The 16689-nt window shown below is 42.6% G+C and carries 9 protein-coding genes and 1 pseudogene; 1 reads left to right on the forward strand and 9 read right to left on the reverse strand.

Going from position 1 to position 16689, the window contains the following annotated elements:
* Window positions 1-388: 388 nt before the first annotated feature.
* Together B9T16_RS08760 and trpS are read right to left on the reverse strand one after the other, a co-directional pair.
* Entirely contained in the window at window positions 389-1279 is an 891-nt protein-coding gene (locus B9T16_RS08760) for a methylenetetrahydrofolate reductase (RefSeq protein ID WP_014276657.1), read from the reverse strand.
* 44 nt (window positions 1280-1323) lie between these two features.
* Window positions 1324-2334, reverse strand: coding sequence for a tryptophan--tRNA ligase (gene trpS / locus B9T16_RS08765; RefSeq protein ID WP_410244564.1), 1011 nt, complete (start codon window positions 2332-2334; stop codon window positions 1324-1326).
* Window positions 2335-2658: 324 nt separating this feature from the next.
* Between trpS and B9T16_RS08770 the strand changes: the two are divergent.
* Window positions 2659-6861: pseudogene (locus B9T16_RS08770) on the forward strand (PAS domain-containing protein).
* On the opposite strand, the gene ilvA reads toward B9T16_RS08770, so the two are convergent.
* From ilvA to B9T16_RS08805, 7 genes are all read right to left on the reverse strand, one after another.
* Window positions 6858-8369, reverse strand: a complete 1512-nt coding sequence (gene ilvA, locus B9T16_RS08775) for a threonine ammonia-lyase, biosynthetic (protein ID WP_410244565.1) — start codon at window positions 8367-8369, stop codon at window positions 6858-6860. The pseudogene B9T16_RS08770 and the gene ilvA sit on opposite strands and share 4 nt — an antisense overlap.
* A gap of 37 nt (window positions 8370-8406) precedes the next feature.
* On the reverse strand, window positions 8407-9324 hold the full coding sequence (locus B9T16_RS08780) for a hypothetical protein (RefSeq protein ID WP_410244566.1): 918 nt from the start codon (window positions 9322-9324) through the stop codon (window positions 8407-8409).
* A 94-nt stretch (window positions 9325-9418) separates the two neighbouring features.
* Window positions 9419-10822, reverse strand: a complete 1404-nt coding sequence (locus B9T16_RS08785) for a ferredoxin:protochlorophyllide reductase (ATP-dependent) subunit N (protein ID WP_006620199.1) — start codon at window positions 10820-10822, stop codon at window positions 9419-9421.
* 177 nt (window positions 10823-10999) lie between these two features.
* Complete coding sequence (locus B9T16_RS08790; protein ID WP_410244567.1) at window positions 11000-12163, reverse strand: DUF5331 domain-containing protein; 1164 nt, start codon at window positions 12161-12163, stop codon at window positions 11000-11002.
* 35 nt (window positions 12164-12198) lie between these two features.
* Window positions 12199-13065, reverse strand: coding sequence for a ferredoxin:protochlorophyllide reductase (ATP-dependent) iron-sulfur ATP-binding protein (gene bchL / locus B9T16_RS08795; RefSeq protein ID WP_410244568.1), 867 nt, complete (start codon window positions 13063-13065; stop codon window positions 12199-12201).
* A 794-nt stretch (window positions 13066-13859) separates the two neighbouring features.
* Window positions 13860-15635: a ShlB/FhaC/HecB family hemolysin secretion/activation protein gene (locus B9T16_RS08800; protein WP_410244569.1), complete on the reverse strand. Its 1776-nt coding sequence runs from the start codon at window positions 15633-15635 to the stop codon at window positions 13860-13862.
* 115 nt (window positions 15636-15750) lie between these two features.
* Window positions 15751-16584, reverse strand: a complete 834-nt coding sequence (locus B9T16_RS08805; RefSeq protein ID WP_410244570.1) for a DUF928 domain-containing protein — start codon at window positions 16582-16584, stop codon at window positions 15751-15753.
* Between the last annotated feature and the right edge of the window lie 105 nt (window positions 16585-16689).

Here is a 16689-nt window from a genome sequence, read left to right on the forward strand (position 1 = left end):
TCGCACCTCGGTTATATTGTCGCTCATGGTAATTTGGGGGGAATTATGGCAAAAGTTAGATTTTGGTCACATTGAAGCTAATAATCTCTTGATTGGCTTGGGATAATTTCTCAGTTCTGAGGGCTATGATAATGTATTGAATAAATCCTTGAGTTGCTTTACCATTTGATTGAATTATTGCGCCCAAATGCCAACTTCATCTACTCGGTTAGTCAGACCTGATTCAAATCACCTTCACCAGTTTTGGTAACAGCTTCGCCTTCTCTAGCCATCAAGTACATTCTGAAGCCCCTCCCCCAGGGGGAAAGGGGTGTAGACGCGCGGTGGCTTCTCCTGGAGTTGGCTGTATCCCATCATATCGAAAACTCCATGGTTCTACCCTCCGCTATTATGGTAATGGGGGGATATTGGCTGCATCTAATATTTTCGGGATGAGGTCTTCTCGTTTAACCGCCATAAGGTGAACACCTCGGCAAATTTGACGTGCAATTTGTACTTGTTCCGCCGCAATTTTAATGCCTTCTTCCAGGGGATGTGATGATTTTTCTAAACGGTGGATAATGTGGTCGGGGATGTTAACACCGGGAACATATTTGTTAATAAAAATGGCATTTTTCGCGGATTTCAGGAGGAAAATTCCCGCCAAAATCGGTTTATCCGTATCAGAAGCCACTTGATTCATGAATTTATAGAGCCTTTCAAAATCCGTGATTAATTGACTTTGAAAGAAACAAGCCCCGGCTTTTAATTTGCGATAAAAACGACTTTGTAACCCGGAAAAACTGGGAGATTGGGGGTCTACTGCGGCTCCCGGAAATAGGTCTGTCCGACCATGGGGCAGCTTTTTGTCATTCCAATCCATGCCATTATTTAGCTTATTAATAGCTTGTAATAGGCGCACGGATTCAAAATCAAAAACTGGTTTAGCATTAACATGATCTCCCGCTTTGACTGGATCACCTGTGAGGGCGAGAATATTCCTAATTCCTAGGGCGTGCGCTCCCAGGAGGTCGGCTTGTAAACCAATCCGGTTGCGATCGCGACAAGCCACTTGTAAAATCGGTTCAATGCCATGATGTTGCAGAATTACGCAGGAAGCTAGGGAACTCATCCCTAAAACAGCCCGACTGCCATCAGTAATATTAACCCCATGGACGCGTTTTTTTAGACCCCGCGCCATCTCGATCATGTGAGTGGGATCGCCGCCTTTTGGGGGTGCTACTTCGGCGGTGATCACAAATTCTTTGGGGTTCAAACAAGCAGTCCTAAATCGGTTCATTATGGCGGTTTTAGATGTAAAAATTCAAGGTAAATTCAGCGAGATTACAAAGGTTTGGAATAACCTAGGGCATCTTTAACGCGGCTTAAAGTTTGATTGGCTACAGCCTCGGCTTGTTGGCGACCTGTACGCAATATGGACTCTAAATAACCACGATCGCTCATAACTTCCTTGTAGCGTTCTTGAATAGGCTTGAGGGCGGCGATCGCCGTTTCCGTCAGCAGGGGTTTAAACTGTCCCCACCCCATCTCTGCACATTCAGCCGCCACTTGTGCTTTAGTTTGGTTAGAGAGCAAAGCATATAGACTCAGCAGATTATGACATTCGGGGCGGTCTGGAACATCAAAAGCTAACCCTCGCACCGAGTCAGTTTTGCAGCGTTTAATTTTCTTAACGATCGCATCTGGGGGGTCTAATAAGTTAATCCGGCTTAACTCGGAGGGGTCAGACTTAGACATTTTCTTAGTCCCATCAGTTAAACTCATGACCCGCGCGCCTTCTGTACGAATGAGAGGTTCAGGGATTTTGAGAATTTCCTGATCGGGTTGACCGAATAAATGGTTAAATCTGCCAGCAATATCCCGTGTCAGTTCCAAATGTTGTTTTTGGTCTTCCCCAACCGGAACGCGATCGGCATCATAAAGCAAAATGTCGGCGGCCATCAATACAGGATAGTCCAATAAACCCGTGCTGACATTTTCCCCCTGCTTAACGGCTTTTTCCTTAAACTGGATCATATCTTGCAGCCAGTTAATGGGGGTCAGACAGTTGAGAAGCCAGGTTAACTCACTGTGGGCGGAAATATGGGACTGTACAAAAATAGTTGAATGTTCTGGGTCGATACCACAGGCTAAATAAAGGGCTGCGATCGTGTAGGTATCCGCCGCCAGAGTCGCGGGGTTGTGGGGAACCGTGATCGCGTGTAGGTCTACCACACAGAAAAAGTTATCATACTGTTTCTGACCTTCTACCCAGTTGCGGATCGCGCCCAGATAGTTACCTAGGTGTAGGTTTCCCGTTGGTTGTACTCCTGAGAGAATTCGCTGCTTATCCATGATTGCTGCTGTGAACTTAACTTAAAACTCTATTTTAAACAATACAAAGCGGGGTTTTGAACTGAATTGGGAATTATACCGGAACTTGGGCCCTGTCCCCATAGACCCCATAGACCAGGTTCAACCCACTAACGGCAAATTTTACCATGGTTTATTTAGGGGGTAGATATTTGGTTAGCAAATCTGGCAAAATGGAATCATAGGCATTGATAATTTTTAGTGATTCAGTCAACAGTATTTGATATGGGGGCGGGAATATAACTCTACACTGTGAATTTTCCGAGTTAATTTTTCCTAAGATGATTCAGACAGGGGACAAATCCAATGATTCCACAGATTTTAGCACGATCAGACCAACTTACTACGGCGACTCCTAGGGAAAACTTGCTTTTCAAAATAGCTAACCAGATGGTTGAGTTGGCTAATTTAAACACGATTTTTGATACGGTAGTCACGGAATTATCTGAGTTGTGGCAAAGCGATCGCGCTTTGATTTGTCCCTTAGAATCTGATGGTAGTCTCCAGATCAGAGCTGCCTCTTTTCAGGATATTTGCTGGTTTGTCAGCGAGGAAAACATCGCCCCAATATTCTGGAAGTATCAGGCATTTATAGACGAAGTAATGGCGATCGCTGATATTTATCAGACCCATCTAGGAGATGATTATATAGAATTTCTGGCTCGGCTGCAAGTGCGGGCAATTTTGATAGTTCCTATTTGGGTGAGTGGAGATATTTGGGGATATTTGATTGTTCATCAGTGTAGTGATAGCCGGAAATGGCTACCAGAGGAAGTAGATCTGCTGAAGATTATATCTGTACATTTGGCGATCGCTATTCAACAAGCCAATTTGCTCGAAAAATTGCAAAATTTAAACACCCATGTACTCAATCCTCAATATTCAGAAGTATCATTTCGGGCTTTACTTGCTAATCTTCCTGGTGCGATTTATCGCTGTGCTTGTGACCAAGATTGGACGATGAAATTTATCAGCCATGCCATTGAAGATATTTGCGGTTATCGAGCGGATGAAGTTATCAACAATCGGGTGATCTCCTATAATAACATCATTCATCCTGATGACAAAAAAGCTGTCGCCACCGAGATTTTACAAGCTGTAGCTGTACATGAATCATTTATTGTAGAATACCGGATTATTCATCGAGATGGTGGTATTCGTTGGGTTGATGAAAAGGGTAGGGGTAAGTTTGATGAACAGGGAAATTTGCTGGGTCTCGATGGTGCAATTTTTGACATAACTGAGCGTCAGAATACCGAACTAGCTTTACAGCAAAAAACCCAAGAATTATATGANTTTTTTTTCCATGGCTCTGGATTTGCTTTGTATTGCTGACTTAGAAGGAAGATTTTTGCGATTAAATCAACAGTGGGAAATCAGCTTAGGATATACCATAGAAGAGTTAGAGGGTCGGTTTTTTATAGAATTTTTGCATCCCGATGATGTGCAACCTACCCTTGAGCAAATATCAAATTTATCTCAAAAAAATTCGGTGCTTAATTTTGTCAATCGCTATCAAGCTAAGGATGGTTCTTATCGTTGGATAGAGTGGCGTTCTACTCCCGTAGGCGATCGCATTTATGCAGCAGCTAGGGATATTACAGACCGCAAAAAAGCGGAAATTGCTTTACAAGAGAGTGAACAACGTTGGCAATTTGCTTTAGAAGGAAATGGTGATGGAGTTTGGGATTGGAATGCTCAAACCAATCAGGTTTATTTTTCTCGACGTTGGAAACAACTTCTCGGCTTTAGGGATGAGGAAATTAGCGATAATGTTGAGGAGTGGGAAAAACGAATACATCCCGATGATAAACCGCAAGTATTCGAGGCATTAAATAAACACCTAAATGATGAAACAGAGCAATATATTAGTGAACATCGTATTCAGTGCAAAGATGGTAGTTATAAATGGATTCTTGATCGGGGTCGGGTGATGTATCGCAGTCCCGACGGAAAACCGCTGCGGGTAATTGGAACTCACACGGATATTAGCGAACAGCAAGCTGCACTGCGTGAACGCAAAAAAACTGAACTGGCTTTAAAAGAGAGTGAAGAAAAGTTTCGTCAGTTAGCCGAAAATATCCATCAAGTTTTCTTTATTAATAGCGCTATTGGAGAAATGCTTTATGTGTCTCCCGCTTATGAGCAAATTTGGCAACAAAGTCGAGATAGTTTATATAAAAATCCTAGTTTATGGTTAATGTGTGTTCATCCAGAAGACCGTAACGCTATGACTGAGGCTTTAAATAAGCAAATTAGTCAAGGTATTGCTGCTTTTAATGAAACTTACCGAATTGTTAGACCAGATGGCTCAATTCGTTGGATTGAGTCTCGTGCTTTTCCAGTGCGAGATAAACAGGGAAACATTTATCGATATACTGGTATTGCTGAAGATATAACTCATCGTAAAAACCTCGAAAATGCTCTACAAAATCAACTACAAAAAACCCTAATCATCCAGAGAATTACCGAGAAAATTCGTCAGAGTTTAGATGTTCAAGAAATTTTCACAACGGCAGTGGAACAAATTGGTAAAGCCTTTAAAGTCAACTGCTGTCTAATTCATACTTACCAAAAATATCCTTTGCCCCATGGGGCTTTAGTAGCTAAATATTCTCAGCATCCATGTCATTTACTTGGGGATTTAAAGGAGGCGGTAGCCTTTGACAATGACCCTTATATAGAGTACATAATGGAGCAAAATAGGGCGATTCATGCCATAAAAATGATTGCTTAATTAAGCTATTAGAACTGAATATGGCTTCTCCTTTTTTGCAGACCCATGAATATTTTGAAGAGTCATAACATCTGAAATCCATGTTGGCGATCGCCACTTTCTATCATGGTCAACCTAATGGTATTATTAGCCTGCATCAATGCGACCATAAGCGAGTCTGGACTATTGATGAAATGGAACTTATAGAAGCGGTAGCACGTCAATTAGGAATTGCGATCGCTCACGCACAACTACTCTCCCAAGAAAAAGAGCAACGCCAAGAATTAACCTATAAAAATATTAGACTTAAAAAGATGACGGAGGAAGCCAAAGCCGCCAACCGTGCTAAAAGCGAATTTTTAGCTAATATGAGCCATGAAATTCGGACACCCATGAATGCAGTTTTAGGCTTTACTGATTTATTACAATCTACAATTACCGACCCTAAAGCCACTTCTTATATTAAGGCGATCGCCTCTAGTGGTCGTACTTTGTTAGCATTAATCAATGACATTTTAGACCTATCGAAAATCGAAGCCGGAAAATTACAATTACACTATGAACCCGTTAATATACGCACCATTATTAATGAAATTGAGCATATTTTTCAACAAAAAGCCAGGGAAAATAACCGGAAACTAGAAGTTGATGTAGACCCAAAAATACCCTACAGTATTATCATGGATGAAGTCCGGCTGTGACAAATTCTATTTAATATTGTGGGAAACTCCATCAAATTTACGGAATTTGGGTCAGTTAAAATTATGGCTTCTTGTTCACAACTCAAACCCAATCATCCCTATAATTCTATTAACCTCAAAATTGCCATTACTGATACAGGTATTGGTATTTCTCCCGAAGACCAACAGAAGATTTTTGACTCATTTACCCAAAGTCAAGGTCAAAGTAACCGCAAATACGGAGGTACAGGTTTAGGTCTAACTATTACAAAAAGGTTAGTCCATCTCCTAGGTGGTTCAATTCATCTAGAAAGCCAAATCAACCAAGGAAGCACATTTACCTTTGATTTCCCTGATGTCAAAATAGCCACAGAAACCACAATATTATCGCCTCTAATAGCCCTTGATGATAATTTAGGACAGTTTAAACCTGCTAGTATTTTAGTGGCTGATGATGTCCGTTCTAATCTGGATTTACTAGCCGAATATTTAGCCAATACATATCATACAATCATCACCGCCAAAGATGGAGAAGAAGCCATTAGGTTAGCCCAAATTTATCAGCCAGATATTATTTTTATGGACTTACGGATGCCTCGTATGGATGGACGAGAAGCCACCCAGTTTCTCAAACAAAACGAACTAACTAACCATATTCCCATTGTCCTATTAACAGCATCTCCCCAACAGCGCCATGAACAAGATTTGCAGCAATTATGCGATGGTTTTTTATCAAAACCTGTGACTAAAGCACAAATTGTAGCTGAACTCAAGAAGTTCCTAAATTCTACTCAATTCACCGAAGCCACAGATAAACAGCCATCATATCAAGTCTCATTAAAACCTGTGAGATTACCAGAATTAGCCGCCAAATTGCGTCAGGAAGTAGAAGTTACTTTACCTCATTTACGAGAAACTTTAGTTTCCCGAGAAATTAAGCAGTTTATTCAAAATTTAGAGATGTTAGGACAAGAACATCAATCGACAGTTTTACTCGATGATGTGGCAACCCTCAAACAGCAACTTCAGGATTTTGATTGGGATAACATTCCCAAAACTGTCGCTAAATTTGCCGAAATTCCTGAACAGTTAATCATGGAAAATTATCATTAACCTAAAAACAATTTATAGGCAGGATTTTTATTTTCATCCCAATAGCGATATCCTAGGGTGTCTAAAAACTCTTGCCATTTCTGCATTTCCTGGGGGGGAACTTGCATTCCGACCACAATACGGCCGTAGTCTGAGCCATTGTTGCGATAGTGAAATAAACTAATATTCCAAGTGTGACTCATAGACTCGACAAACTTCATTAATGCACCCGGACGTTCGGGAAACTCGAAACGATATAATAACTCATCATGAGCCAGAGGAGAACGACCGCCTACCATGTGGCGCAAGTGCATTTTAGTTAATTCATCATCTGTTAAATCGATGGCGATTAAATCATGTTCGGCAAAGGTTTCCGTTAACTTTTGGGCATCTTCCCGGTCTTGAATTTGAACACCGACAAAAATATGGGCTTCTTTTTCGTCCGCAATGCGATAGTTAAATTCGGTGAGATTACGTTTTCCTAAGCAGTTACAAAACTTGCGTAAACTTCCCGGTTGTTCAGGAATTGTCACGGCAAAAATCGCCTCGCGTCGTTCTCCAAATTCGGCTCTTTCTGCGACAAATTGCAGACGGTCAAAGTTCATATTTGCGCCACAGGCTACAGCAATTAAAGTACAATTATTGAGCTTCTCCCTTTCCACATAGGCTTTCATTCCGGCGATCGCTAATGCACCAGCGGGCTCTAAAATTGATCTAGTATCCTCAAACACATCCTTAATTGCGGCACAAATATCATCAGTTCCCACTAAAATAATATCATCTACATAAGTTTGACAGAGGCGAAAAGTCTCCTCTCCCACCTGTCGCACCGCCACCCCATCAGCAAATAATCCCACCTCCGATAATTTTACCCTATGTCCAGCTTTCAAAGATTGAGACATCGCATCAGCATCCACAGGTTCCACCCCAATAATTTTAATTTCTGGTCGCAGTCGTTTTACATAAGCCGCAATACCAGAAATCAAACCGCCGCCTCCTATAGCCACAAAAATAGCATCAATAGGCTTTTGATATTGCCTTAATATTTCCATGGCAATAGTTCCCTGTCCGGCAATCACGTCTGGGTCATCAAAGGGATGAATAAAAGTTAAATTTTTTTCTACTTCTAATTGGCGGGCGTAAGTATAGGCATCATCAAAGGTTTCTCCATATAAAACCACCTCCCCGCCTCTAGCTTTAACCGCCTGTACTTTCACATCTGGGGTAGTAGTTGGCATAACAATAATTGCCCTACTTCCTAGGCGACTGGCTCCCAAAGCTACCCCCTGGGCGTGATTTCCCGCTGAGGCGGCTATTACTCCCTGGGCGAGGCTTTCCGGGGTTAATTGGGCTATTTTATTATAGGCTCCCCGCAGTTTAAATGAGAACACAGACTGCATATCTTCTCGCTTGAGGAAGACTTGATTATTTAACCTTTCGGATAGTCTAGGAGCTAATTCTAGGGGGGTTTCCTGGGCGACATCATAGACCCGGGCGGTGAGGATTCGTTTTAGGTAGTCGGAGTGCATAACTTTGGGCCAAAGGTCAAAATTGCATGAATTTAGATTATACTGTACTTAGGTGATTCATGACTTGCTGATAAAACCAATTATTGCGATCGCGACATTCTTGTAAACTTTCCGGATAAGATTGGCAGTGTTTTAGATGCGATCGCCAATTATCCGTACTGCACAAAAATTTACTTTCATCAAATCGCTGATATAGAGTTTTTCCCAATATTTTTATCTCCCGTTTTGGTTGTTTCCAATGAATCCCTGGATACATAGCAACTGGATGTTTTAGGGTCAAAAATTTACTGGTAAATGGGAAAGCTAAAACCTTACGTCCTAGCAGTGTTCCCCAATAGGCTCCGTGGAAAGAACTGGTTAAAATAGTTTCCCCTGAAGCCAAAAAACTAATAATTTCCTCAAAGTTGTTACCTTCATTAGTCATCCGAGGAAATGAATCAATTTTAAGTTGAAATTTTTTATGCGAAAATACTACAAATTCCTGCTGAATAGAGTATTCCTTATCAAAAACTTTATCCATGCAGCTCACGCAGGGAACCCAATCATAACCTTGATTATAGTCCCTAATTCCAATACAATTAAAATCTTTTAAATAAGGGGTATAGTCAAAAATATTGTTATTATAGGGTGAGTGTGAACCATCTGTTAAACCGGAATTTTTCAGTTGATAAACCTGCTGTCCGGCTCCCCATAAAATCAAACTATTGCCATTTGTACCAGCTTGTAAACGTTGAAAATTCGGCAAAAAGCGGTCAAACATTAACCCACCACCACCAACGATCGCATGATGATTCAATAGAGTTTCCGCGTCTTCTAGTGGCGGGGAATTATCCAGAGTCCGAATATCTCGCTTGATAACTTCATAACCCGGAAACTGAAAATAATTGACTGGGGACGAGAACAAATCCCCAATATTCTTAGGGTCAATAACATGATAATTAACGATTGTGTTCATAGTCATATCTGCTGGACAATGTATCGAAAATCCTAATCAAACGCGAAAAGAGCGACCTAAAGCGATCGCTCTCCTTTCCATCAACAGTAATTGATTAAACCTTAGCCTCCTTCACCAAATTACTCCAACCCAAATCTTTCAGGTTATGGTTACGACGGAGGGGACGAGTCACCAACTCCAGAATATCACGAGCATTAGTAAACCCATGAATTTGAGCAAAAGTAAACTCAACCGACCACTTAGTATTAATACCCCGCGCCTCCAAAGGATTCGCATGAGCCATACCCGTAATTACCAGATCCGGCTGAAGTTCATAAATCCGTTGAATCTGATTATAATTATCCGGCTTTTCCATAATTTTCGGAGCCGGAACCCCCATTTCATGACAAGTTTTTTCCAGTAAGTCTAACTCCGCCTTTTGGTAGCGCTTATCCATATAAGGAATGCCAATTTCCGCGCAAGTCATCCCACAGCGAATCAAGAAACGTGCTAGGGAAATTTCTAACAAATTATCCCCCATAAAGAACACCGACTTACCCCGGATTAACTCAAGATAATCCTCTAAATTCGCCCAAATTTGAGCTTCTCGTTCATCTAATCCCTGGGGTTCAATACCGAATACAGAGCAAATTTTTTCAATCCAAGCTCGTGTTCCATCAGGTCCAATGGGGAACGGTGCGCCAATCAGTTTACACTTACGACGACGCATTAAAGTAGTTGCGGTGCGCGAGAGAAACGGATTTACCCCCGATACATAATAACCCTCTTCTAAAACCGGAAGTTCCGTATAACGCTTCGCTGGAAGCCATCCAGATACCTTAATCCCCTGTTTTTTCAACTCCAAACTCAGATTAGTTACTACCGGGTCTGGGAGGGAACCAAATAACACTAACGGGGGATGGTCTACATATTCTGACTCTTCCTTAGTGACATCCTCATTTTTTTTACCAAAACTCAGCAATTTCTGAATCGCATTGCGATCGCCTGAAGTCGCCGTAGTCGCATCTTTTTCAGGTTCTTTCGGACAGCGATTAGCCATCGCCGCTAGAACCGTATCTTCTCCCTGGGTAAAAGCATAATCTAAACCATTTGCTCTCGCCACCACAATAGGAATTCCAATTTCACCCTCTAATTTAGGAGCCAACCCCTCCAAATCCATTTTAATGATTTCAGTAGTACAGGTTCCGATCCATACAATTACACTAGGATTGCGATCGCGTTTAATTTGCAAACACAGTCGTTTTAATTCATCATAATCATTAAGTTGAGCCGAAATATCACCCTCTTCTAACTCAGCCATTGCATAACGAGGTTCTGCAAAAATCATCACCCCCATCGCATTTTGTAAGAAATAGCCGCAGGTTTTTGTACCAATTACTAAAAAGAAACTATCTTCAATTTTCTGGTACAACCACGCCACACAACTAATCGGACAAAAAGTGTGATAATTACCAGTTTCACATTCAAAGGTAAGTGCTTCAGGTTGAGCAACAGTCATATATTTCTCCTTATAATTAAGCCAGTTTTAGTGTCACTTTTTAAGCTGTTGACACCCAGCTATTTATGAGATGACAACCTGGCAGAAATTTAGACATGATCAACGGTTGACTTTGGCTACTAACTTCCAAAATCATAATGAGTACACCAGCCTGTTAGATGTTAAGGAATGATTGACTTATTTAAAGTCTGATATTGAGATATCATCATCATTTGATTCGGTCAGGCTGTCCAGATCTAAATCAAACTTATCTGTATCTCCAGTCGTTACCTCTCCTAGCTCTTCTAAACTGATTTCCTCTAAATCTCCTAAGTCTCCTAAGTCTCCTAAATCGCCTAAATCGCTGTCGTCATCATTCAAGTCTCCTATATCTAAATCATCATCAGAGGAACTACCAAAGTCTCCTAAATCATCATCTCCATCTAGGCTAAGATCTAGCTCTCCGATATCATCTGAGGAATCATCTTTAAATGGATTACTTTCCTCTAAATCTAAATCATCCGTAGCTAGATCATCCCCAGCATCATCTAGGTCTAAACCTAAATCCATGTCATCGGTGGCTAAGTCATCCCCAGCATCATCTAGGTCTAAACCTAAATCCATGTCATCGGTAGCTAAGTCATCGGTAGCATCATCACCGAGACCTAAATCCATGTCGTCGGTGGCTAAGTCATCGGTAGCATCATCACCKARACCTAAATCCATGTCATCGGTAGCTAAGTCATCGGTAGCATCATCACCGAGACCTAAATCCATGTCATCGGTAGCTAAGTCATCGGTAGCATCATCACCGAGACCTAAATCCATGTCATCGGTAGCTAAGTCATCGGTAGCATCATCACCGAGACCTAAATCCATGTCATCGGTAGCTAAGTCATCGGTAGCATCATCACCGAGACCTAAATCCATGTCATCGGTAGCTAATTCTTCCTCAGCATCACCGAGACCTAAATCTTCCTCTGGCTCTGGTTCAAGTATTAGCTCTCGGGGAGGACGGTATCCCGGCGCAGCCTTTACAGGTTCTTGAGTAACCGGAGGCTGATCAGGTAAAGAACCAGAAATCCTGGCCAGCTCATGCTCTGGGTCAAAATGTAAACCCAGAACCTCAATCAACTTTTCTGGATCAGGATTAAGTTTGGAAAAGGGGAACATCAACAGAGCCGCTTCTGGGTCTAGGGCGTTGATAGTCCCCAAAATCATGGCTGAGGATGGCCTTCTACCTCCATCCGGGGTGTCAATGGAACTAATGTCCATTTGTAAAACCAACCATTCACGATTAGCCTGATAGTAGTCTAACCACTTTTGTTTCAGGGTAGTAGTAAACTCCTGGAAGAAAGCCATAACCTCTTATTCCTTATCCTGAGTAGCTAGACTTATTAAACCATCATCAGGTCTAGCTCATCTTCCTGAGTTTGAACAGAAGGCTTGGTTGGATTGAGGTAAAAATCAGACAGAAGAGAGAACAATTCCCTATCTGGCGCATCTTTGCGAACTACACMCTCCGGCTGAGACAGGATTTGATCAGCAATATTAAGATAGTAATCGCAGACATAACTTAGAGATGGGTCAGTTTCCGCCATCTCAAACAGGGTTTTCCCCTTAACCCGAGATACCCGGATATCTTCAATTAGCGGCAATACTTCCAAAACTGGCATAGGGACCGACTCGACATATTTATCAATCAGATCGCGCTTAGAGGTCCGGTTCCCAATCAAACCCGCTAACCGTAGGGGGTGAGTCCGAGATTTTTCCCGCACAGAAGCGGAGATGCGATTAGCTGCAAATAAGGCATCAAAGCCATTATCGGTGACAATCATGCAATAGTCAGCATAATTGAGGGGGGCGGCGAAACCACCACAAACCACGTCCCCAAGAACATCAAACAGGATGACATCGTATTCATCAAAGGCATTTAGTTCTTTGAGAAGTTTAACGGTTTCTCCGACCACATAGCCACCACAACCAGCACCAGCCGGGGGACCGCCTGCTTCTACGCAATCAACGCCGCCATAGCCTTTATAGATGACATCTTCGGGCCATATATCCTCATAGTGATAGTCTTTTTCCTGCAAGGTATCAATAATAGTAGGAATTAGGAACCCTGTGAGGGTAAATGTGCTGTCGTGTTTGGGATCGCAGCCAATTTGCAGGACTTTTTTACCCCGTTTGGCTAGGGCCACGGAAATATTGCAACTGGTTGTTGATTTGCCAATTCCACCTTTTCCATATACTGCGAGTTTCACGATTTTTTCTCCTGGGGCATACTTTTTCAATCATGGGGGGGCTGAGTAGTTAGGACTAACTCAGCATCCCAAGTTTTTTATCTTTGCTTTTGTTGGGGTGGCGATCGCTATTTCAGGTAGTACGGTTTTTGTCTTACCCCATAACATCGCTGTCCCTCTTGATTGCCATTATTGATGAATTTTCCGCAAATGGAAAGGGGCTATAAATTTATATTTAGTCGGAAAATAAAGCATTTTAGTTTATCAAGGATATATAAATATCTCATGGTCTCTCATAACAGCTCAAGTAAATTTATCAAGTTTTATGATAATTTGTGCCTTTTTTAGAGTAAAAGAGTTACAATACACAAATTAGTAGGGTGCGTAGACCCCTAAATCATCTATCTGGGAGGGGAAACGGATAAATAAGCTGACGCACCGAATAGACCCGTTGTAGGGTGCGTCAGACCCCTGAATCATCTATCTGGGAGGGGACNACGGATAAATAAGCTGACGCACCGAATAGACCCGTTGTAGGGTGCGTCAGACCCCTAAATCATCTATCTGGGAGGGGACACGGATAAATAAGCTGACGCACCGAATAGACCCGTTGTAGGGTGCGTCAGACCCCTGAATCATCTATCTGGGAGGGGACACGGATAAATAAGCTGACGCACCGAATAGACCCGTTGTAGGGTGCGTCAGACCCCTAAATCATCTATCTGGGAGGGGAAACGGATAAATAAGCTGACGCACCATTTTGTAAAAAGTTATTAATTTTTGGCGTTTGCGTGAGACGGCAGAATAACCTGCACCTAGTTAAGGGTATAAAGCACATTGAAGTAGATGCCATGATCCTGAAGATTGTTGTCACGATCGCGAAGTTGTATCAGTGGTAAACCATAATCTAAACGGATATTCAGATTAGGGATAGGTTCCCATAGTAACCCCAGACCACCTCCCACCAAAAATGTCTGAGTGGGTAAACGATTAGGGTTGTTGGGATGATTCCAGACCTTGCCCATATCGAGAAAAGGTGCTAACTGTAAAGTAGGTAAATTCAAGCGATCGCGTTTAAGGGTAATTCTGTCCTCAATAGAGAATCGAAAGCCATTATCCCCGGCGCGGACATTCTGACGGTAGCCACGCAAAGACTGAGCCCCACCGATAACAAACTGTTGAGAAGGAAATAGGGGGTCAGCAGCTAACTGTATATCTCCCTGGATAATCAAAAGGTGATTGTCACGCCATAGCTGTAGCCGTTGTATCTGTCCTAGCCAACTGACAAAATCGCTATTGGGCAAAAATTCGGTATTGGTAGCATTTAATATCCCCAAGCCCAAACTAAACTGCGATCGCAAAGCCCAAACTCCCAGGTGATCGCGTCTTATATAGTCTTGTCCCAACTTGAGAACCACCAGACGGGTCTTACCATCATCATCTGGACCAAAGCCAAAGCGCAACCCCTGATTATCCACCAAAGTTTGACTTTCCTGATAACTCAACCCCGCAGATAAAGCAAACTCTTCCGAGGGAGTCCTCCGCAAAGGCTGACGATAGCTAATTTCGTAAAGCTGAGAGTTTCCCTGAATATTCAGGTCTGCAAACTCTTCGGTAATCACCCGATTGCGATAAGGAGGAATCCGCAGTTGAATCGTACCATTCATGGCATTGATGGGGATAGAGTAGAGAAAATCGAAGATATCCGACTCCCCCTCAGTAATTAGGCGAGTAGTTTTATAGGAAACCAAGAGGAAATCACCCCTTCCCGTGAGGTTCATATGACTAAAATTAACCCCCAAACGTTGACTACCAATACTGGGGGGGGAATAGTTATCTAAGCTAAAACTAAGCTGTATGGGATTAGCTTCTGTGACTCGGACTACTAAAATACTCTGTCCTTCCTCGCCTCCTGGACGCAGACTAGCTTCTACAGACTCAAAGAGGGGATTAACCCGCAATAGTCGCAGTTGATTTTCGAGTTGTAGGGTATTTAGGGGAGTTTGCGCGCCCAAATTCACCCGACTGATAATGTAGTTGGGATTAAGGCGGCGGGTTCCTTCGACCTCGATTTTTTCTAAACTTCCCTCTATCACGAGAATTTGCACGACACCATCTGTGATAGTCTGTTGGGGAACTACAGCCCGGGAAGTCATATAACCCCGTCTGAGATAGATTTCTGTAATCTGATCGGCTATATTTTGCAGTTGGTTGAGGGTGATGGTCTGGTTTGATACGGTAGAGGCGATCGCATTAATTTCCTCAGTTGATAGAATACTACTGCCAATTATTTGAATTTGACTAATCGCTACGGGAGTATCATCACCGGGAATTGACGGGGAAGGTGGGGGTGGTGTTTCTATTTCTGGTTCGCCGTTGGGTGGTCTTTGGGGAGGTCGGGGGAGAGGTTGCAAAAAGCGATCGCGGTTAGGGTCACTTTGGGGGGGTAGGGGGAAACTTTGGGAAAGTCCTAAACAGTCTGCGGAATCACAATTAGGGGAAAATAAAGCCTGGGCTGGAACAAGGGGGTAAAATAGAATCAACCACAGGGTAGTCATTTGACAACCTATCAATGAAATATGTAAACTCATAGGGATTATGGAGGGCTTCAAGTTTAGCCCCAGCTAGTGGCACTACCAGCAGGTTAATTTCTCGCTGACTTGATTTACAGGCGGGTTTATGGGGATACTTTAAGTAATAACGAAGTTAATTGCGGAACTCCTCCCTACCCGGAACAAAGGGTTGTTCATACAAGCGCACCCGATTACTACCTACTTGCTCGAGATTTTCCGATCTCAATAATTCTAGCCAAGCSTGCTGGATTTGAATATCCCTTTGATGATCTGAAAGTAATTCGGAAAAGGCTGCGACCATATCGTACCACAGGGTCTTTTCTTTGTAGAATTCTAGGCGATCGCTTCCATTGAGTCCTTCCAATTTCTGAATCTGATCTGAGTCTAAGTCGATCCTTTTGATCCAACCATCCACGATTTGGTTCACCGATTGATTAACCGGATCACATAAAATTGTCAGGTACCAGTGATAATATTGATTCACTTCCAAACCCGGAAAGCCGTCGAGAGCCCCCAAATCTATGCCCACAATGCCAGGATTTTCCATATCCAGTTGAAATTGGGTGCTATAAATCACTATTTCTTCTGTTTCGGGAGACTCTGAATCTGGTAACTTAGTCACAAGTAACTCAATGGGGGTATCCCCACTAACTACCGGGAGATAAAAAAACAATTGGGGTTTCTCATGGGCGGTTAAACCCATGGTGGAAACGGGAATTAGACTGATGAGGCTTGCATAGTCAGCACATTGTGTCCCTCTGGTTCCTCCTCCTTCCCGTCTTCCGGGAACCCCCCGCTGGGGTGGGTCGAAGGCTATTAACCATGGAGATGGTTGATTTTGAATGATCACATCTCTGTTTGATGGGTAGGCTATAGCGGGTCGGACTAGGCTACCCCAGACAATGGTTTGGGTACACAGCGCACCCAACACAGTTGTCCATAAAATCACAGGGGTTGTCTTAACCATAGGATTCAACTCAAAAACTCGTTAACATACAGGTTATCAAGATAGCTAAATTGTATCCAATGTTTCCGTAATTGACTGTGAAAAATTGTTGTATTTGGAAAGTGG

Source organism: Arthrospira sp. PCC 8006, from assembly GCF_046480465.1.
GTDB classification, from domain to species: domain Bacteria; phylum Cyanobacteriota; class Cyanobacteriia; order Cyanobacteriales; family Microcoleaceae; genus Limnospira; species Limnospira platensis.

Excerpts from the sequence above, each read along its gene's own strand:
- B9T16_RS08760 (WP_014276657.1), bottom strand. The coding sequence starts at position 1,279 with ATGAACCGATTTAGGACTGCTTGTTTGAACCCCAAAGAATTTGTGATC.
- trpS (WP_410244564.1), bottom strand. The coding sequence starts at position 2,334 with ATGGATAAGCAGCGAATTCTCTCAGGAGTACAACCAACGGGAAACCTA.
- ilvA (WP_410244565.1), bottom strand. The coding sequence starts at position 8,369 with ATGCACTCCGACTACCTAAAACGAATCCTCACCGCCCGGGTCTATGAT.
- B9T16_RS08780 (WP_410244566.1), bottom strand. The coding sequence starts at position 9,324 with ATGAACACAATCGTTAATTATCATGTTATTGACCCTAAGAATATTGGG.
- B9T16_RS08785 (WP_006620199.1), bottom strand. The coding sequence starts at position 10,822 with ATGACTGTTGCTCAACCTGAAGCACTTACCTTTGAATGTGAAACTGGT.
- B9T16_RS08800 (WP_410244569.1), bottom strand. The coding sequence starts at position 15,635 with ATGAGTTTACATATTTCATTGATAGGTTGTCAAATGACTACCCTGTGG.